Consider the following 20,079-nt stretch of genomic DNA (forward strand, 5'->3'; position numbering starts at 1 on the left):
AACGGTTTCATGGCCACCAGATACAACAACGGCCGCACTGGGCGGCCGTTGTGTTCAAACCGTTACGAAGCTCAGCCCTTGGCGACGGTCGCCACGGCCTTGGCCACGTATTCCAGGTTGCCCTGGTTGAGCGCGGCCACGCAGATGCGGCCGGTGCCCACGGCGTAGATGCCGTACTCGTCGCGCAGGCGTTCCACCTGCGGGCGGCTCAGGCCCGAGTACGAGAACATGCCGGCCTGGTCGTTGATGAAGGCGAACTCCGGTGCACCGGCGGCCACCAGCTTGTCCACCAGGCCGTGGCGCAGGGCGTGGATGCGCTCGCGCATTTCGGTCAGTTCCTGCTCCCACAGCTGGCGCAGCTCGGGGCTGGTCAGCACGCCGGCCACCAGTGCAGCGCCGTGGTTGGACGGGCTGGAATAGATGGTGCGGATGATGCGCTTGACCTGCGACTGCACGGCCTTGGCCGCGTCAGCGGTGGGCGCCACGATCGACAGCGCGCCAATGCGTTCGCCGTACAGCGAGAACGACTTGGAGTACGAGTTGGCGACCACGAAGCTGTCGATGCCGGCCTCGGCAATGATGCGCACGGCCGCGCCGTCCTGCTCGATGCCCTTGTCGAAGCCCTGGTAGGCCATGTCGATGAAGGGGAACAGCTGGCGTTCCTTCAGCAGCTCGGCCACCTGCTTCCACTGGGCCACGGTGAGGTCGGCGCCGGTGGGGTTGTGGCAGCAGGCGTGCAGCAGCACCACGGTGCCCGGCTGCAGCTTGTTCAGGTCGGCGACCATGGCGTCGAAATCCACGCCGTGGGTCTTCGGGTCGAAGTAGCTGTATTCCACGACCTCGAAGCCGGCCGCGCCGAACACCGCGCGGTGGTTTTCCCAGCTGGGGTTGCTGATGGCGATGGTGGCGTGCGGCAGCAGGCGGTGCAGCAGGTCCGCGCCAACGCGCAGGGCGCCGCTGCCACCGATGGTCTGCGAGGTCGCCACGCGGCCGGCAGCCAGCAGCGGGGAGTCTTTGCCGAACACCAGTTCGCGGGTGGCCTGGTTGTAGGCGGGCAGGCCGTCGATGGGCAGGTAGCCGCGCGGCTTGGCTTCGTTGGCCAGCTGCTGCTCGATCTGCTTCACGGCGCGAAGCAGCGGAATACGGCCGCTTTCGTCGTAGTAGATGCCCACGCCCAGGTTGACCTTGGTGGGTCGGCTGTCGGCGTTGTACGCTTCGGTCAGACCCAGGATCGGGTCGCCCGGGACCAGTTCCACATTTGCAAAGAAGGACACGGCGGTACTCTTTCGATGACGGAGGGGGGGACCGCATCGTAACAAAGCCGCAGCGGGGGCGCGGCGCCTGCCGTCACGTTGAAGTCCGTACCCTGTCGTGCGGTACCTGTTTTCCGGAGAGCCCCCTCTGAATATCTTTCGTTTGACCCCCCTGGCGCGCGCGTGTGCGCTGCTTTCGGCCACGGCCCTGTCGAACCTGGCACAGGCCCAGGCCAGCGCGCCCGCAGCTGCCGCCATCGAGCGCCTGCCCACGGTTCAGGTGCAGGCTGCGCGGGGCCAGCAGGTGGCCGACGTGGACCTGCCGGCGTCGATCAGCACGGTCTGGCTGGATGATGAAACCAATGGAAACCTGGCCCAGATCGCTGACGCATTGAGCGGGGTGCCCGGCGTGGTGGCGCGCGATCGGCAGAACCTGGCCCAGGACACCCAGCTGTCGATCCGGGGGTTTGGCGCGCGTTCCACCTTCGGCGTGCGCGGGGTGCGGGTGCTGGTGGACGGGGTGCCGGCCACCATGCCCGACGGCCAGGGCCAGCTTTCCCACGCCAGCATGCTCTCGGCGCAGCGGGTGGAGGTGCTGCGCGGACCGTTCTCGGCGCTGTACGGCAATTCCTCGGGCGGCGTGGTGCAGATCTGGAGTGCCGACGGGCAGGCCGGAGACCCCTGGCGGGTACGGATGGCCGGCGGCAGCGACGGCACCCTCAGCACCGGCGCGCAGCTGCGCGGCGAGCAGGGGCCGGTGCGCTACAACGTGGCGGCCAACCATTTCCGCACCGACGGCTGGCGCGACCACAGCGCGGCGCGGCGCGAGTCGGTCAACGCGCGGCTGGGTACGGACCTGGCCGGCGGCCAGCTCGACCTGGTGCTGAACTACTTTGATTCGCCCGACGCGCAGGACCCGCTGGGCCTCACCCGCGAGCAGGTGCGGCAGGACCCGCGCCAGGCCACGGCGGTGGCCACCCAGTACAACACCCGCAAATCCGCACGCCAGGCCCAGGCCGGGCTGGTATTCACCCGCACCGAGGGCGCGCAGACCTGGCGCGCCATGGGCTATGCCGGGCAGCGCAGCGTGGAGCAGTACCTGGCGATCCCGCCGGGGCCGCAGGCCAACCCGCTGCACGCCGGTGGGGTGATCGACCTGGAGGGCGGCTACGGCGGGCTGGACCTGCGCTGGGGCTGGCAGGGCGGCTGGGCGGGGCGGCCGCTGGAAGTGGTGATCGGCGCCAATGCCGACCAACAGCAGCAGGATCGGCGCGGTTACGAGAATTTCGTGGGATCCGAGCTGGGCGTGCGCGGGGCGCTGCGGCGCGACCAGAGCGACCGGGTGCGCAACGTGGACCAGTTCGCGCAGGCGTTCTGGCAGTGGGCACCGCGATGGTCGCTGCTGCTGGGCGTGCGCCACAGCGAGGTGCGCTTCCGTTCCAACGACCACTACATCACCGCGCGCAATCCCGACGACAGCGGGGCGCGCGACTATTCGGCCACCACCCCGGTAGCGGGCGTGGTGTTCCATGCCAGCGACGCGTGGCGGGTGTATGCCTCGGCCGGGCGCGGGTTTGAAACGCCCACCTTCAACGAGCTGGGCTACCGGGCCGACGGCGCGCCCGGGCTGGCGCTGAACCTGTCGGCGGCGCGCAGCCGGAACCTGGAGCTGGGCACCAAGTGGCGCGGCAGCGGCGGCGCGGCGTTCGAGGCGGCGGTGTTCCGCGCCGATACCGACGACGAGCTGGCCGTGGCCAGCAACACCAACGGCCGCAGCACCTAAGCACCTACCGCAACATCGGGCGCACCCGCCGGCAGGGGCTGGAAGCCAGCCTGCTCTACCCGATCAGCGCCGAGCTGGAGGCCAGCCTGGCCTACACCTACCTGGAGGCGACGGTACGCCAGCCCTACCTCATCTGCGCCAGTACCGGCTGCGCCACCCCGAACACCCCCGTACCAGCCGGCTCACGCCTGCCGGGCGTGCCGGAGCAGCAGTGGTTCGGCCGCCTGCAGTACCAGCCGGGCGCGTGGCAGTGGGCCGGCGAGGTGGTCGCCTCCAGCGACACGGTGGTCAACGACCTGGCCACGGACAGCGCGCCGGGCTATGCACTGCTGAACCTGGAGGCGGCGCGCCGCTGGACCACGGCACAGGGCGCGCTGCGGGTATTCGCGCGGGTGGACAACGTGCTCGACCAGCGCTACATCGGTTCGGTGATCGTCAACGACGGCAATCAGCGCTACTTCGAGCCAGGCCCGGACCGGCGTTACAGCGTGGGCGTGCAGTGGGCCTGGCGGTAATCCTCCGCGCATTCACTTCGGAATCTTGGCCGGGACAAACGGCGACGTAGGATCGCTGGCGGGGAACGTCTCCTCCAGCGCCTCGTCCTGGTTGTCGCTCTCATGCGCCTTGCGCGCGGCGCGGTGGTGCGGGTGTTCCTCGCAGTCCGCATTCGGCTGGCCGGAGGGATCCTTGCGGTCGCGAGACGCGGCGTGCACCGGGTCGATGCCGGTACGCAGGTGTTCGGGGGCTTCGGAAGGGGACATGCCGGCGCCGCGGTCTTCGGCGTCCTGCAGGTCATGTTTGGCGCGCTGTTCGCCGGGAACCGGGGGGTGGGCTTCGCGCAGGGGATCGCGTGGCATGGTGATTGGCTCCACAACTGGGGGGTGAAACACGGCCCGATGCCGTGCGAAAAAAGCATACGCACCAAGGGTGGATGGCCGACGTGAAGCAATGCCAAGGCCACCACAACGCATCTGTCACGGCTGGATAACGGCACCGGGGCTATTCCTGCCAGCCCCACCCTCGCCGGAGACGTGTCATGCCCCGCCTGGATCGCCGCAACGCCCCCGTGCTGTTCAACGCCTATCTGCAGCCGGACCGGAGTGCGCGGCGGGGCCGCCGCCCGCGCGCTGAAGAACCCGAAGCAGTGGCGCAGGACTACCTGCAGTACATGCGCAACGACTACGAGCGTCGCCGCAGTCAGGGAAGGCGCAGCTGGAAAGACCTGTACCCGGCCTACACCTTCGCGCTCACCACCCACTACGCCGACTGGCCGCGTGGCGACGACGACGACACCGACGGCGAGCTGGCCGAACATTGGGAGCAAATGCGTGGCCAGTCGCGACTCGGCTGGTCGCAGGCGCGCGCCATCGTGGAAGACGCCTGGCTGGCCCTCGACCACATGCCCGCAGCAGCCGTCCACGGCGCCCTGCAGTAACGCGCGACGCCCCGTCATGATCCCGCGTAGCGACACGCCATGCGTGTCCCGCGCGGTGCCAGCCACGCCCACTACACGGCCCCACCACAACCGTTTCACACCCCCCAAGCTAAAGCTGGCGCCTCTCTCTGCACTGGAGTGGCGCCGCCATGGCCCGACCGATCTGGACCGGAACCCTGTCATTCGGGCTGTTGAACGTGCCGGTCTCGCTGATGTCGGGCGAGCGCAAGGTCGACCTGCAGTTCCGCATGCTCGATTCGCGCGACAAGAAGCCGATCCGCTTCGAGCGGGTGAATGCGGACACCGGCGAAGAAGTGCCGTGGAAGGACATCGTCAAAGCCTACGAGTACGACAAGGGCAGCTACGTCGTACTGGAAGAGAGCGACATCAAGTCCGCGGCGCCTGAAAGCCATGAAACAGTAGAAGTGGAAAGCTTCGTCGACGCCGGCCAGATCGACCCGCGCTACTACGAGAAACCTTACCTTCTGGTGCCCGGCAAGAAAGCCGAGAAAGGCTACGTGCTGCTGCGCGAAACGCTGCGCAGCACCGGCAAGGTGGGCATCGCCCGCGTGGTGGTGCGCACCCGCGAGTACCTGTGCGCGGTAATGCCGCATGACGACGCCCTGGTGCTGATGATCCTGCGCTACCCGCAGGAGCTGGTGGACCCGGAAGACTACAAGCTGCCCACCGGCTCGGTGTCCGACTACCGGATCAGCAGCAAGGAAACCGCGATGGCCGAACAGCTGATCGAGTCGATGGCCGGCGAGTGGAAGCCGGACGAGTACCACGACGAATTCCGCGAACGCCTGCAGACGCTGCTGACCAAACGCATCAAGTCCAAGGGCGGCACCACCACGGTGGAAGACGAGCCCGCACCAAGCGAAGACGCCACCACCAACGTGGTGGACTTCATGTCGCTGCTGCAGAAGAGCCTCGATGCGAAGAAGCGAACCCCGGCCAAGAAGAGCGCCGCCGTCTCCAAGGTAGTGAAGAAAGCCAAACCGGCCAAGAAGGCGGCGAAGACCACCAAGACCGCGAGCAAGGCCACCAAGGCTACGAAAAAGGCGGCGGCCAAGCGCGCGACGACGCGCAAGGCGGGGTAAGCGGCTGTGTCGTTGCAGGAATACCGCCGCAAGCGCCGCTTCGGGGAAACGCCGGAGCCCGACCATGACCCGCACGGTGCCACCGCGCGCCGGCCGATCTTCGTGGTGCAGCTGCACCATGCCAGCTCGCGGCACTACGACTTCCGCCTGGAAGCCGACGGCGTGCTGAAGAGCTGGGCGGTACCGAAGGGCCCGTCGCTGCGCGTGGGCGAGAAACGGTTGGCGGTAGAAGTGGAAGACCACCCGATTTCCTATGCCACGTTTGAAGGCGACATTCCGAAGGGCCACTACGGGGCCGGGCATGTGGACGTGTTCGACCACGGCACCTGGGCCTGCGAGGGCGACCCGCTGGAGGCGATCGCCGCCGGAAAACTGGACTTCGTGCTGCATGGCACCCGCCTCAACGGCGGCTGGAAGCTGGTGCGCACCGCGATGAAAGGCCGCCAGCATCAATGGCTGCTGATCAAGCGCGATGACGGCGAGGCGCGTGATGCCGACGCCGACGCACTGCTGGAGGAACCCGTGGCCAAGGTAAAGACCGTCCGAACAAGCAAGACCTCGTCGTCAGCCAAAACCACAAAAAAAAGTACGAAGACCACCACCACCCGGACCACCAGACCTGCTTCCGGCCGGAACGCAGACGCGCGCTGGGCCAAGCGCGCTCTGCAGCTTGAACACGCCCGCGACAAGCCCTACCCCCACGATTTCAAACCGCAGCTCACCGACCACCGCGACAGCGCGCCCGATGGCGATGCCTGGCTGCACGAGATCAAATGGGACGGCTACCGCCTGCTGGCCGACGTGACCGGGGGCGTGGCCTCGCTGCGCTCGCGCGGTGGATTGAACTGGAGCAACGACTTTCCCGAAGTGGTCCAGGCCATCACCGCCCTGCCGGTCACCGACCTGCGCCTGGACGGCGAACTGGTGGTGCTGGACGCGGACGGCCGCAGCGACTTCACCGCATTGCAAAAGGTCATCGACGGCACCAGCAGACAGCCGCTGCGCTACGTGGTGTTCGACATGCCCGGTATCGCGGGCGTGGACATCAGCCGCTCGCCGCTGCTGGACCGCAAGGAACTGCTGAAGGACCTGCTGGGCGATGTGCCTGGCACCCTGGCCTACAGCGATCATGTGCTTGACCATGGCCCGGAGGTGTTTGCCGCCAGCGGCGCTGCAGGGTTTGAAGGCATCGTCAGCAAGAGGGTGGACGCGGCGTATGTCAACGCGCGCTCGCCGAGCTGGGTGAAGGTGAAGCACGAGAACACCGATGAGTTCCTGATCGTGGGCTACACCGATCCCAAGGGCTCGCGCAGAGGCTTCGGCTCGCTGCTGATGGCGACGCCCGATAAAGGCGGCCTGCGTTACGTGGGTCGCGTAGGTACCGGCTTCGACGATGCCAAGCTGGCGGCCATGCACAAGCAGCTCAAGGCGCTGGCGACCGACAAGGCGGCGGTGGCACTGCCTTCGCACGTGCCGTTCAAGGCCAGCAGCGTGCACTGGGTGAAGCCCACGCTGGTGGCCGAAGTCGCGTACCGTGGCTGGGCCAAGGAAGGGTTGCTGCGCCAGGCCAGCTTCAAGCGACTGCGCGAGGACAAGACTGCCAAGGACCTGGGCGCTGGGGCGACGAAGGCGGCGACCGGTGCAGGCAGCAAAGTGAAAGCCCCGGTTGCGAAGGTCGCTGCAGCGAAATCACGCGCAGGAGCCAAGTCGGTTGGCGTTGAGGTCGCGGATGTAGCCATCAGCCATCCCGAACGCGTGGTCTTTGCGAAGGCCAAGCTCACCAAGGGCGACGTGGCCGACTACTACCGGCAGATGGCGCGATGGATCCTGCCGGAAGTAGCACGCCGCCCGCTGTCGCTGCTGCGCTGCCCCGATGGCGTGGACAAGCAGTGCTTCTTCCAGAAACACCACGGCACCGGCCTCGGCGACGCGGTGCAGGCGATACCGCTGCAGCAGAAGAGCGGGCGCGAGGATTACCTGTACGTCGAAGACGTGGAAGGCCTGCTGCAGCTGGTGCAGATGAACACCCTGGAGCTGCATCCGTGGGGCGCCACGGTGGACGACCCGGAACATCCGGACCGGATGGTGTTTGACCTGGATCCAGGCGAAGGCGTGACCTGGGCCGCGATCAAAGCGGCCGCCCGTGATATCCGTGCGCGGCTTCAGGAAGTGGGACTGGAAAGTTTCGTGCGCCTCTCTGGTGGCAAGGGCGTGCACGTGGTGGTGCCGCTGAAGCCCAAAGCGGACTGGGCACAGGCCAAGGATTTCTGCGAATCGTTCGCGCAGGCCATGGCCGAGCACGCGCCGGAGCGCTACGTGGCCACCATGAGCAAGGCCAAGCGCAACGGCGTGATCTTCATCGACTGGCTGCGCAATGCGCGCGGCGCCACCAGCGTGTGTTCGTGGTCGTTGCGCGCGCGGCCGTCAGCGGGCGTGGCGGTACCGTTGCGTTGGGAAGAGCTGGGGCGGATCACCGCCGCCGACGCATTCCCAATGCCGAAAGCGCTGCAGCGGGCGCAGCGGTTGAAAGCCGATCCGTGGGAAGGAATTGAAGACGTGGATCAGGTGTTACCAATGTCGTGAGGCGACGGGTAGGCCCGTAGTGCCGGCCGCCGGCCGGCTCCACGGAATGTTACCGGGGCCGATACCGCGCCCCGATCCAGATCCCCACCGCCTGCACCGGCAGCGACACCAGCAGCGTCACCACGAACCAGAACGGGAAATCGTTGCCCAGGTCCCACGCCGCAAACGCGGACGCACCGGCAATCAGGAACCACACCACCCCGCCATGCACATACGGTGCATTCGGCGCATAGCGCGCAGCGAACGCCGTGGCCGCCACCCCACCGAGGATGGTCCAGGCCAGGTCCCACGCCAGCCGCAGCTGGCTGTCGCCCAGTCCCACCCACGGCGCGGTCCATCCGGCGATGCCACTGACCATGCCCAGCACGAACAGCGCCACCACCACCGACAACACGGACAGCACCACGGTTTTTGCGATCGACAAAGCAGACATGGGTCACACAGACGGCAGCGGAACTGCCGTCATTATGAGCGCCTCAGCCGACCAGCGCAGCCGATGCCCTTGCCAGCCCTTCAATGCCCGCCCAGTCCTTCGCCTGCAGCAGTGCACGCGTGGTCAGCCACGAACCGCCCACGCACAGCACGTTGGGCAGGTGCAGGAAGTCGCGCGCGGTCTGCGCGCTGATGCCGCCGGTGGGACAGAAGCGCACGTCGCCAAACGGGCCGTTCCAGGCCTGCAGCATGCCGATGCCACCGGCCTGCACCGCCGGGAAGAACTTGAAGGTGTCCAGCCCGTGCTCCAGGCCCAGGATCAGCTCCGACGAGGTCGCCACGCCCGGCAGGAACGGCAGGTCGGTATCGCGCGCGGCGGCATACAGCCGCTCGGTAGCGCCCGGCGCCACCGCAAACCGCCCGCCCACGGACTTCACCTTCTCCATCTGCGCGGCCGTCAGCACCGTGCCCGCGCCCACCACCGCGTCCGGCACGGCCTCCACCATCGCCTGGATCGCGTCCATCGCCACGGCGGTGCGCAGGGTCACTTCGATCACCGGCAGGCCGCCGTTGAACAGCGCCTGGGCCACCTGCACGGCCTCGTCCACGCTTTCCGGGGTGTACACCGGAATCACCGGGGCCAGTTTCAATACTGCGCGTACGCGCGGATCAGCGCCGGACATCGAATCGCTCCTCGCCCGTCAGGGCCAGTACGTCAGCTTCACTGACGGGGTTGAAATCACCAGGGATCGAATGCTTCAGGCTGGCCGCAGCCAGGCCGAAACGCACGATCGCGTCCGGTTCGAAGCCCTGCATCATGCCATGCAGGATCCCGGCGGCGAACGCATCGCCACCGCCGATGCGGTCCACGATGCCGATCATCTCGCGCGTGGGCGCCACCGCGCGGGTGCCGTCGCGACCCAGCAGCATCGCCCCCAGCGCGTGGTGGTCAACGCTGTGGGTCGTGCGCTGCGTGCAGGCCATCCACTGCAGGCGCGGGAACGCCGCGAACGCCTGCACGGCGGCGGCATCCACGCGCTCGGCCAGCGCGGCCTGCTCGAACTGCCCGCCCAGCACCACGCCGATGTCGCGGTAGTCGGCGAAGGCGACCGTGGCACAGGCGAACAGCTCCCGCAGGATGGCCGGCGCATCGCCTTCCCAGCGCGCCCACAGCGAGGGCCGGAAGTTGCCGTCGAAGGACACCTTGACCCCGCGCTCGCAGGCGGCGCGCGCGGCCACCAGGGTGGCCTCGGCCATGGCCGGGTTCAGCGCCGGGCTCACGCCGGAAAGATGCAGCCACTGCACGCCGCGCAGCAGCGTGTCCCAGTCGTAGTCGCTGGCCTGGCCCAGCGAGAATGCCGAGTCCACGCGGTCGTAGACCACTTCGCTGGCGCGCTGCACCGCGCCGGTGGTGAGGAAGTACAGGCCCATGCGGCCCGGGCGGGTCTGCACGTGGGTGGTGTCCACCCCGTGCCGGCGCAGTTCCCCGGCCACGTACTGGCCCAGCGGATTGGCCGGGAGCGTGCTGACCATCTGCACGCTGTGACCGAAGTGGGCCAGCGACACGCCCACGTTGGCCTCCGCGCCGCCGGCGTGCACCGCCAGCTGCGGCGTCTGCAGCAGCAGTTCACGGCCCGGCGCGCTCATGCGCAGCAACAACTCCCCGAAACAGACAACACGACTCATGGCGATGGATCCTTCGTGGTGGTCATGACCCGGGGACAGGCCCCGAATCGCAATGGCTAGCGGTGTCATTCTAGCGGTGTGGCGCGCTCCGTCCACCGGTTCGGTGGGCAGAAACCATTGTCCCGCAGACGTCTACGGGACATTTCAAGTCTGTTGCGGTGCAAGATGCTCGATTCCCAACGGACTGTTAACGTCGGCTCTGACCAGCGGTGTCATTGCACTGACATGTCGCCGGATAGCTGTTTCATGTAGCACCTTGGGAGAGGGAAAACATGCAATATCGAAACATCCATAAAAAGACACCGGTTACCTTGCTCGCCCTGTCGATCGGCCTGGCGCTGAGCGGAACCACCCTGGCGCAGGATCCGGCCCCGGCTTCGGCCACCGACCTGGACACCGTCACCGTCACCGGCTACCGCGCCAGCGTCGAAAAGGCGCTGGACATCAAGCGCGGCGAAGCCGGCGTAGTCGATGCCATCGTCGCCGAAGACATCGGCAAGTTCCCCGATCTGAACCTGGCCGAGTCGCTGCAGCGCGTGCCCGGCGTGGTCATCACCCGCGAAGCCGGCGAAGGCCGCAACATCTCGGTGCGCGGCCTGGGCCCGGACTTCACCCGCGTGCGCATCAATGGCATGGAAGCGCTGACCACGGTCGGCGCCGGCGACCAGAGCGGCGGCACCAACCGTGGCCGCGGCTTCGACTTCAACGTGTTCGCCTCGGACCTGTTCTCGCAGCTGCTGGTGCGCAAGACCGCCTCGGCCGACGTGGAAGAAGGCTCGCTGGGCGCCACCGTCGACCTGCGCACCGCGCGCCCGTTCGACTACGACGGCTTCACCTTCGCCGCCAGCGGCCAGGCCAGCTACAACGCGATGGCTGAAAAGGCCGACCCGCGCGTGGCCGCGCTGATCTCCAACACCTGGGCCGATGGCACCTTCGGCGCACTGCTGTCGGTGGCCTACTCCGAGCGCCAGGCACTGGAAGAAGGCTCCAACACCGGCCGCTGGGCCAATGGTCCGAGCAACGGCAACTTCAATGCCGCCTCGCCGTTCACCCAGGCGCGTTCGGCCAGCGTGTACCACCCGCGCTTCCCGCGTTACGTGCAGATGGAGCACGAGCAGAAGCGCCTGGGCGTGACCGGCACCCTGCAGTGGAAGCCGACCGACGCCACTGAGATCTCGCTGGACACGCTGTACTCGAAGATCGACGCCAAGCGCGACGAGCACTACATCGAAGCCATTTCCTTCAGCCGCGGCACCAGCACCAACCCGCGCCTGGTCGGCAAGCCGGCGATGATCGTCAAGGACGGCGTGATCGAGAACAACGCGCTGGTCTACGGTGAGTTCGACAACGTCGACATCCGCACCGAAAACCGCCACGACGAGTGGAGCACCGAGTTCAAGCAGATCGCGCTGAACGGCCAGCACCGTTTCGGCGACGACTTCACCTTGTCCGGCAAGGTCGGCATCTCGCGCTCCAAGCACGAGAACCCGATCCAGACCACCATCATCATGGACAAGTACGATGTGGATGGTTACAGCTACGACTACCGTGGCAACAGCCGCTTCCCCAAGCTGAACTACGGCATCGACCCGACCAACCCGGTCGGTTGGGAACTGGCTGAGATCCGTCTGCGTCCGCAGTACGTGGACAACGACTTCGACACCGGCCAGGTCGACTTCAACTGGAACCTGACCCCCGGCTTCCGCCTGAAGGGCGGTATCCTCGCGAAGAACTACACCTTCGACACCGTGGAAATGCGCCGCGCCAGCGAGCTGGCCGTGCCCAACTTCCCCAACGGCACCAAGATCGTGCCGGTGGACATGACCCAGCAGGCCGGTCTCAAGGGCATCACCGGTACGCCTGACCAGTGGGTGGTGCCGAACCTGGACGCCATTGCCGACCAGTTCGACATCTACAGCACCAGCGGCACCTTCGCCGTCGCCCCGCGCGCCAACAACTCGCGCAGCGTGGAAGAAGAAGACCGCGGCGGCTACCTGATGGGTGAGTTCTCCACCGAACTGGGCAGCATTCCGTTCTCGGGCAACTTCGGCGTGCGCTATGTAAAGACCAAGCAGAGCTCCACCGGTCTTTCCACGCTGGCCACCGGCACCGTAGCGACCACGGTGGATCGTGAGTACGACGACACCCTGCCCTCGTTCAACCTGGTCGCGGAAATCACCCCGGACTTCCTGATCCGCCTCGGTGCGGCCAAGGTAATGAGCCGCCCGGGCCTGGGCAGCCTGACCCCGGGTGCCACCGTGGCCGTGGCCGGCGGTGCGCGCACCATCTCCAGCGGCAACCCGTACCTGGACCCGATCCGCGCCAAGAACGTGGACCTGGGCTTCGAGTGGTACTTCTCCGAAGGCGCGATGGCCGGCATCGGCCTGTTCTACAAGGACATCGAGAGCTTCGTGCAGACCACCCGCGAAGTGGCGCCGTACAGCGCCAGCGGCCTGCCCTACTCGCTGCTGATCGGTACCGGCGCTTCGCCGTCGGATGACTTCACCTACACCAAGCCGGTCAACACCCCGGGTGGCGAACTGCACGGCGTGGAAGCGAACTACATCCAGCCGTTCACCTTCCTGCCGGGCAACTGGTCGAACCTGGGCATCCAGTTGAACTACACCTGGGTCGAATCGCAGATCCAGTACATCAACTCCAGCGGCCAGCCGGTGATGAAGGCCGACCTGACCGGTCTGTCCAAGTCGTCCTGGAACGCCACGCTGTTCTATGAAGGCACCGTCTGGTCCGGCCGCGTCTCGGCCACCAACCGCGACGATTACCTGACCCAGGTGCCGGGCACCGAAGCAGGCTTCAACGTGGACGGTACCCACGGCATGACCGGCACCACCTTCATCGACGCCTCGATCCGCTATGCGATCAGCGACCAGCTGGAGCTGAGTCTGGAAGGCATGAACCTGACCAACGAAGCCAGCGACGAGTGGGTGTACTCGCCGGCCACCGGTCGCCTGCCGTTGCAATACACCGAAACCGGCCGGCAGTACCAGCTGGGCGTTCGTTACAAGTTCTGAGTGCGCGTAACCGGCAGCGGCGTGGGCAACCACGCCGCTGTTGCGGCGCAAGATGCCGCACTGCTTCCCGTTTGCTAGTTTCTGGCGGCCCTGCGCATACGCTGCGGCCGTGGTGATGTGCTGTGGAAAGGAAAGGTCACATGGTGCTTTGGGGTGGAGTGGTTCGGGCCGTTTCGGGCGTTGACGGGTGTGCGAGGGTCGGCCAGCGGCCGACGCTACCGCGAACGTTGGCACTGGCGGTGTTGGTCGCCTTGTCCGGCACTGCCACCGCGCAGACTGCGCCACAGCTGCTGTTCCATGTCTCGGCCGAGCACGGCCTGGAGGCCGACCACGCCGAAGGCGATGCCGTTCCCAACTTCGTCGACAAAGTCACCACCGTGGCAGACGGTGCGCGTGGCCGCGCCATCCAGTGGGCCGACGATGGTGTGCTGTCGTGGAACGCCCCGGGCAACATCCAGGCCCAGCGCGGCACCCTCGGTTTTTACTGGCGTTCGCGCTATGCGGTTGGCGAAGCGCCGTTCGTGATCTTCCGGGTCGGCTACGCCGACCACAGCAGCTGGGACATGGCCTGGCTGCGCATCGACTGGAACGGCCACGGCTTTGATGCCTTCGTGACCGACGCCAACCTGGCGCGCACCCGCGTGTCGTTCAAGCTCGACAAGACGCCCGATCCCCAACAGTGGCAGCACATCGCCTTCGGCTGGGACGAGAACCACGGCGTGCGCTTGTACGTGGATGGCAAGGAGGTCGCCCGCGCGGAGACCACCGCCGACTACGACGCGGCGCTGGACCAGCTCGGCCTGGCCGGGCGGGTGATGGCGCCCTACCAGGTGCAGAGCCGCTACAACTTCCTGCGCGGCAGCGACTTCGACGAGATCCGCGTCTACGACCGCCTGCTCGACCCTGCCGGCATGGCGGCGCTGGCCGCCAACAAGGCACCGGGCAGCAGCGTAGCCGACACTGGTCTGATGCGCGCCTGGAATCATCGCTTCGGGTGGGACAGCGCCGCACCGCCGGCACTCACCGCACCCACCACCACCATCCGCAAGATCGAGTTCGCCGATACCAGGGACTACAAGCAGTGGATGTGGAAGGCGACCGACGGCATCGCCGAAACCACCTGGCCGGGCGTGTACAACCGCTCGCGCCTGCCCGGCCGCAACGACTACTTCCAGCTGCCGGACTGGAACACCTACGTGGAAGGCGGCCAGCAGCTCGACCTGACCGTCCCCGCCGGTGAGACCGTCAACCGCATTGAAGTACGCGGCGCGGCCTTCGGTGGGCTCAGCCACAGCGCGGGCGATGCCGCTGCCACGCCGCTGCTGCAGCGCCCGCAGGGCGTGGTGCGCAGCGTGGACGACATTCCGGCGCAGACCGGAGGGGTGCTGCACTTCCGCAATACCGCGCAGGAAACGCCGATCCAGGAGATCTGGGCCTACCAGGTCAGCGACGCCGCCGAGCCGGAAGGCACGGTGAAGCAGCGCTACCTGATCGACAGCCAGGCCCTCCCCGACTACCTCAACATCACCACGCTGCGCGAGTACATCGACGGTCGCTACCCGGCCGCCGAACGCAGCACGGTGATGGCGCTGCCCAAGGGCGCCGGATCGCGTCGCCGCGGCGCGGACACGCTGCCGGCGCAGCCGCTCCCGATCGTGCACGTGCTGATTCCTTCCGGCGTGGGCGACGCTCCCGCAGCGCAGCCGCTGATCCGCAGCTGGGCGCACAGCTGGGAAAACATGTACGACGGGCTCGACGGCGTGGCCATCGACCTGCCGGCGCTGGACCTGCCGGCCGCGCGTGATGGCCTGATCCCGCTCAACATCCGCATCAAGGACCCGATCTGGCCGGCGCGCGACATGATCGATGTGTCGGTCTCGGTAAAGCCGAACCAGAAGCGCACGCTGTGGCTGGACCTGCGTGATCGCATCCTCACCGCCGACAGTTTGTGGATCAGCATCGCCTCGGGTGCGCCGGGCTTCAACGCCGCTTCGCTGGACGGTGCGGAGATCCGCATGGTCTACAAGGACCGCGCCGAGGCGAAGAAGGAGCACATTGCCGACCGTTTCAACCAGGTGCGCGACAACTGGGGTTTCCTGGTCGAAGAGCACACCACCTCCAAGCGCCAGCGCCTGTATGCGCGCGTGTACGCGGACCTGAGCGACCTGCTGCGGGTGGACCCGGACCACGCGCTGGGGCGCCTGTACTGGAACTACATCAGCTACAACAGCCAGGGCAAACCGCCGTTCACCCAGCCCGAAGCGCCCAAGGACGTGCCGCTGTGGGCATTCCGGCAGACCGAAGACCTGAAGTACGTGCGTCGCTTCGTGGACTGGTGGATCGACAACCGGCAGATCGCCTACGGCGACTTCGGTGGCGGCATCTCCGACGACACCGACCTCACCCAGCAATGGCCGGGGCTGGCGCTGATGGGCGTGCAGCCAGACCGCCTGAACCGCTCGCTCACCGCGCTGTCCGACGCGGTGTACCGCAACGGCATGTTCTCCAACGGCCTGAGCACCATCGAAACCGATGAGCTGCATTCCTACGAGGAAGGCATCAACGCCAACAGCGCGATGCTGTACCTCAACTGGGGCGATCCGCTCACCCTGGAACGCCTTATGGAAACGGTGAAGGCGTTCGACGAACGCATCATCCTGCCCAATCCGCAGGGCAACCTGCTGTTTTCCAGCAACTGGTTCGGCGGCAACAAGGTGTACCGCGAGCCGAACTGGCAATGGCAGAAGCCGTACTCCTTCCCGGCGCTGCACCCGGCCTTCCTGGTCGGCCAGTACAACGCCGACCCGACCGGTCGCAAGCTGGTCACCGGCCTGGCCGACAGCTACCTGGCGCACGCCTACACCGACGACAAGGGCCGCTGGGCGCTGCCCAACGAGATCAACTGGCAGACAGGAAAGGTGCGCGGCGGCGAGCTCAACAACGGCTCGGGCGGTGGCGATGTGATGCACACCTTCTGGGCAGCTTGGCGCTGGAGCGGCGACGACAAGTACCTGAAGGCGCTGGATTACCGCGTGCAGCGCGGCGGCCCCGGTGCATTGGCCAACCTGGGCGAGAACTTCGTCGAGGTGCTGGGCAAGGGCACCGAATGGAACCCGAAGCTGGTGGCCGACGCCGACGCCGGCAATACCGGTTTCTCCAGCCTGATGGCGTGGCAGGCCACCGGCGACAAGAAGTACCTGGAAGCACTGCATGCCGACGGCATCCAGGCCAAGGCGCAACGCGAGTACATGAACACCGAAGGCCACTGGTGGTCCGACCGCGTGGAAGCACCGAGCGAGTTCCTGCAGCGTGCACGCCTCGGCGGCATTGCGCTCAAGCGCAACCAGAGCTGGCCGGGACACACGGTGAGCTGGCGCTTCGCGCAGCCCGACGCCGCAGAGCAGGTGGCCCTACTGGTGCATGCGCCGTCCACCGAGCGCTTCACGGTGATCGGCTACAACCTGGGCACGCGCGCCGCCGATGCGGAGATGAGCACCTGGAACGTCACCGCAGGGCAGTGGCGGATGACCAGCGGCGTCGACCGTGACAGCGACGACCGCATCGATGGCAAGGGCGAAACGCGGGAGATGACGCTGGAGCGCAGCGCAAGCGTTCCGCTGCGGTTCGCACCGGGCGTGGCGCAGGTGTTCGAGTTCGAACTGATCAAGGCCGGCACGCCGGTGGAGCTGCGCCCGGACCTGGGCGTGGGCCGTGGCGACGTGCGCGTGGACGGTCGCCAGGTGCACGTGACCGTGCACAGCCTGGGGCACGTGGGTACACCGGTGGGTACGGCGGTGCTGGAAGATGCGAACGGGCGTGAGCTGGCGCGGATCGAGATTCCGGCGATGGAAGCGCCGGTGGATCTGGTGCCGAAGACCACCACCGTGAGCCTGCCGTTGCCGGCAGGCAACCGCAGCGGCCTTCGCGTGCGCGTGGCATTGCAGGATGGCGGCGCGGAAGTGACGCAGCGGAACAATAACGTAACCTTCTGACGTAGAGCCGGGCTCTGCCCGGCTCGGTGCCTCCGTGCAGCCGGGCAGAGCCCGGCTCTACAGCGTTACGGCACCCTCGATACAGGTGACGCACGCCCCCCCAATCCACAACGCATCGCCATCACGCTCCACCTGCACCCGACCCGCACGCCCCAACACCGTGCCCTGGCTGATCACATACCGCGCCGGCGCCTCGCCCAGCAACCACCGCGCAATGCCCGCGTTGAGGCTGCCGGTCACCGGATCCTCCGGCGCCGCCTCCCCCGCGATGAACGCACGCGACTCGTACTGTGCGTCTACTTCGTCGCCCTCACCGCACGCGGCAAACACGCCCACCATCAGCCCGTCCAACGCCGCGTAATCCGGCCGCACGGCCAACACTGCTGCCCGGGTGCGCAGGCGCACCGCAATCCACGGCGGCCCGTTGTCCACCCACCGGGCATCCACCACGTCGTCGGCGGCCACGCCAAGGCCTGCAAGAACGCGTTGCCGCAACGCAGCTTCCAGCGGCCCCTCACGCAACAGCGGCGGCGCATCGAAGGCAAACCCGGTGTCATTGCGGCGAATCCGTACCAGGCCAATCCCGCATTCCTGCACGATCTCCACGCCCTGCGGCACGCCGCCAGTGGCCAACCACGCATGGCAACTACCCAGGGTGGGATGCCCGGCAAAGGGCAACTCGCCCAGCGTGGTGAAGATACGCACGCGGTAGTCCGCACGCGGGTCGCTGGGCGCGGAAACGAAGATGGTCTCGCTCAGGTTGGTCCAGCGGGCAAACGCCGCCATGCGGGCATCGCCCAGCCCGTCGGCATTGAGCACCACCGCAAGCGGGTTGCCGAGTAGTGGGTCTGTACTGAAAACGTTGACCTGGGCGAATGGATAGGTGGACACGGAAACTCTCCTGTTATGCGATGAACACGATTGAGCAGATCGCGTCAGACAACCCTGTCAATCTCATGCTGTCATAGCCACGTTCCATGCAGTTCGCGACAAAGTGCGCACCTATCGCTCTGTTCGGAATGAGTGTAGATCACGCCGCTCCAAAGTGTGAGCAAGTTCGCGTGGCACCCAGAAGACCTTGCAGTTTCTATTCCTTCATGTCCTCTCATGCGGGCCTGCAGCTCTCCATGAATTGATGATCTTCTGAAAATCTCCAGGTGCCATTGCCATCATTCCGCCCCATCGATACCGTCCGCGCCTCGTCAGTGTTCAAAAGAGGGAACAGCCCATGGAACGGTGGAAGCGCAGCTTTGAAATGAAGCTCCCCATTGAGTCAGTTGGCTTCGTTCTTGCTGCCGCTTACGCGCTGTCCTGCTGGGCGGCGCGGCAGGTATCGATGGATCAGTTTCACCTTCCCGCAGGACTTCGTGTTGCTGCGCTTCTGATGTTTCCCATGCGCCTGTGGCCGTACCTGATACTGGGTGAGTACGCGTACTTCGCGCACATGCGCTTTCCCATGATCGATACATATGGTTTGGCGTGGACGATTCTGTCGTCAGTATCTCTAATGCCCGCGGTTGCCCTGATCGTGCACTGGCACCGACGGCTGATGGACGCGAGAACAGATGCCTGGTTTATCTCCGCCGCAATGACTTCTGCGCTGGTGGTAACGCTGCTGAATCTCGGCTTCTCGCATCTGTTGTGGCCCGTTCCCCACCGCAACGATTTCCTGACAGACGCCACAAGAGGCGCGTTGGGGCAGTTCATCGGCATCCTCACGCTCGCGCCGCTGGCCTTGCTCTGGACACGCAGGAAGTCCGGCTGGGAGTGGAATCGACGATACGCCGCTGCAACCGCTGGTGCTGCCGCCGTGATCGTGGGATTGGGACTGTTGACGCTTCTGGTACCGACCAGTGCGCCATCGCTGAAGATCACGCTACAGCTGCTGGTTGCTCTGCCTGCCATTGCCTTGACATGCATGCATGGTTGGCGTGGCGCCGCGATAGCGGTTCCATTGGTGAACATGGTCATTGGATTGACCAGTAGAGGAAGTGAACCCTGGTCGTTCGACTCGTCCACGTTCGTGGCACAGCAGATACTGATGATTGCGGGCGTGGCTCTACTTACGCTCGGGTACAGCATCAGTCACTACTATCACCACTACACAAGCGGTCGAAAGAGGGAACTCGTCACGGCCGCGCATGCGAGGGCGTCGCACTTTGCCGGTGAGATGGACCTGCGTCGCCGCGTACTGGAGATGCGAAAGATGGGGGATGGCATCGATCATTCCCTGAGCGAGATTGCATACTACCTCCGGGACAATGGTCATCCGGACATGGCGCACTCGTTGCTGCAGGTGTCCGTCGCGAACTCGAGAAAGTTTCGGGAGCATACAAGCCTGGTGTATCCCACCGCCCTGGAACACGTTGGGCTTTACTTGAGCGTACAGTTGAGCGGCCTGGGAGAACACTGGAGAAGCTCGCGGCGCGTATTGTCTCCGCGGATGGTGGGGGACCCATGCGGGATGAGTACCGGCTTGCAGCTCGCTGCGTACCGAGCAATGGCGGAGGCAGTCTCGGTACTGCTGGAGCACGAGGAGGACCAGATCAGGGTACACGCGCGCTGTGGCCAGATCGGCGGTACGCGGGGAATCTTCGTGGTCGTCGCGCTGATCGACCCGCAAAGGCACATCACAGAAGGGACAATGGGTATCACCACTGAGCGGCTTACCGGACGGACGCTGCCCTACGGCGGCACTGTTCAGTGCCGCCGCAATCGGGTTCGGATTCTTCTGGTTGAATCCAGCGAGGCGGAGGAGCCGCCCTTGAGCTGAAGAGCTC

Annotated in this window: 12 protein-coding genes and 1 pseudogene; 7 read left to right on the forward strand and 6 right to left on the reverse strand. The window is 66.3% G+C overall.

From position 1 onward, the window contains the following. Positions 1–71: 71 nt before the first annotated feature. A complete protein-coding gene (locus HGB51_RS18340) occupies positions 72–1,274 on the reverse strand; it encodes an aromatic amino acid transaminase (protein WP_171966919.1) in 1,203 nt (400 codons plus the stop codon). A 292-nt stretch (positions 1,275–1,566) separates the two neighbouring features. Between HGB51_RS18340 and HGB51_RS18345 the strand changes: the two are divergent. Further along, positions 1,567–3,551: pseudogene (locus tag HGB51_RS18345) on the forward strand (TonB-dependent receptor family protein). 12 nt (positions 3,552–3,563) lie between these two features. On the opposite strand, the gene HGB51_RS18350 reads toward HGB51_RS18345, so the two are convergent. Beyond that, positions 3,564–3,893, reverse strand: coding sequence for a hypothetical protein (locus HGB51_RS18350; protein WP_171966920.1), 330 nt, complete (start codon positions 3,891–3,893; stop codon positions 3,564–3,566). Between the two features lie 179 nt (positions 3,894–4,072). Here HGB51_RS18350 and HGB51_RS18355 point away from each other — a divergent pair, with 179 nt between their 5' ends. The 3 genes from HGB51_RS18355 to ligD all read left to right on the forward strand — a co-directional run bounded on the left by HGB51_RS18355 (position 4,073) and on the right by ligD (position 8,157). After that, positions 4,073–4,471: a hypothetical protein gene (locus HGB51_RS18355; protein ID WP_070209627.1), complete on the forward strand. Its 399-nt coding sequence runs from the start codon at positions 4,073–4,075 to the stop codon at positions 4,469–4,471. A gap of 149 nt (positions 4,472–4,620) precedes the next feature. Then, positions 4,621–5,574: a non-homologous end joining protein Ku gene (gene ku / locus HGB51_RS18360; protein ID WP_171966921.1), complete on the forward strand. Its 954-nt coding sequence runs from the start codon at positions 4,621–4,623 to the stop codon at positions 5,572–5,574. Between the two features lie 6 nt (positions 5,575–5,580). Then, positions 5,581–8,157, forward strand: coding sequence for a DNA ligase D (ligD, locus tag HGB51_RS18365; protein ID WP_070208678.1), 2,577 nt, complete (start codon positions 5,581–5,583; stop codon positions 8,155–8,157). Positions 8,158–8,206: 49 nt separating this feature from the next. Here ligD and HGB51_RS18370 read toward each other — a convergent pair whose 3' ends face one another. Genes HGB51_RS18370 through HGB51_RS18380 form a run of 3 tightly spaced genes read right to left on the reverse strand, consistent with a single transcriptional unit; the run spans position 8,207 to position 10,275 of the window. After that, complete coding sequence (locus HGB51_RS18370; protein ID WP_070208677.1) at positions 8,207–8,590, reverse strand: hypothetical protein; 384 nt, start codon at positions 8,588–8,590, stop codon at positions 8,207–8,209. 43 nt (positions 8,591–8,633) lie between these two features. Continuing rightward, the gene (gene eda, locus HGB51_RS18375; protein ID WP_070208676.1) at positions 8,634–9,272 is read right to left on the reverse strand and encodes a bifunctional 4-hydroxy-2-oxoglutarate aldolase/2-dehydro-3-deoxy-phosphogluconate aldolase; all 639 of its coding nucleotides are present in this window, start codon (positions 9,270–9,272) and stop codon (positions 8,634–8,636) included. Then, positions 9,259–10,275: a sugar kinase gene (locus tag HGB51_RS18380; RefSeq protein ID WP_084739063.1), complete on the reverse strand. Its 1,017-nt coding sequence runs from the start codon at positions 10,273–10,275 to the stop codon at positions 9,259–9,261. Before HGB51_RS18380 ends, eda begins: the two co-directional genes overlap by 14 nt. 272 nt (positions 10,276–10,547) lie before the next feature. On the opposite strand from HGB51_RS18380, the gene HGB51_RS18385 reads away from it, so the two are divergent. Together HGB51_RS18385 and HGB51_RS18390 are read left to right on the forward strand one after the other, a co-directional pair. Next, a complete protein-coding gene (locus tag HGB51_RS18385; RefSeq protein WP_070208675.1) occupies positions 10,548–13,307 on the forward strand; it encodes a TonB-dependent receptor in 2,760 nt (919 codons plus the stop codon). A 251-nt stretch (positions 13,308–13,558) separates the two neighbouring features. Then, complete coding sequence (locus HGB51_RS18390) at positions 13,559–17,299, forward strand: LamG-like jellyroll fold domain-containing protein (RefSeq protein ID WP_425505394.1); 3,741 nt, start codon at positions 13,559–13,561, stop codon at positions 17,297–17,299. 57 nt (positions 17,300–17,356) lie between these two features. Here the strand turns inward: HGB51_RS18390 and HGB51_RS18395 are convergent, their stop codons facing one another. Continuing rightward, entirely contained in the window at positions 17,357–18,190 is an 834-nt protein-coding gene (locus HGB51_RS18395; protein ID WP_070208673.1) for a PhzF family phenazine biosynthesis protein, read from the reverse strand. Between the two features lie 337 nt (positions 18,191–18,527). Between HGB51_RS18395 and HGB51_RS18400 the strand changes: the two genes are divergently transcribed. Beyond that, entirely contained in the window at positions 18,528–20,072 is a 1,545-nt protein-coding gene (locus HGB51_RS18400; RefSeq protein WP_070208672.1) for an MASE1 domain-containing protein, read from the forward strand. The last annotated feature ends 7 nt before the right edge of the window (positions 20,073–20,079 follow it).

Origin of the sequence: Stenotrophomonas bentonitica, from assembly GCF_013185915.1 — a bacterium.
Lineage (GTDB): Bacteria > Pseudomonadota > Gammaproteobacteria > Xanthomonadales > Xanthomonadaceae > Stenotrophomonas > Stenotrophomonas bentonitica.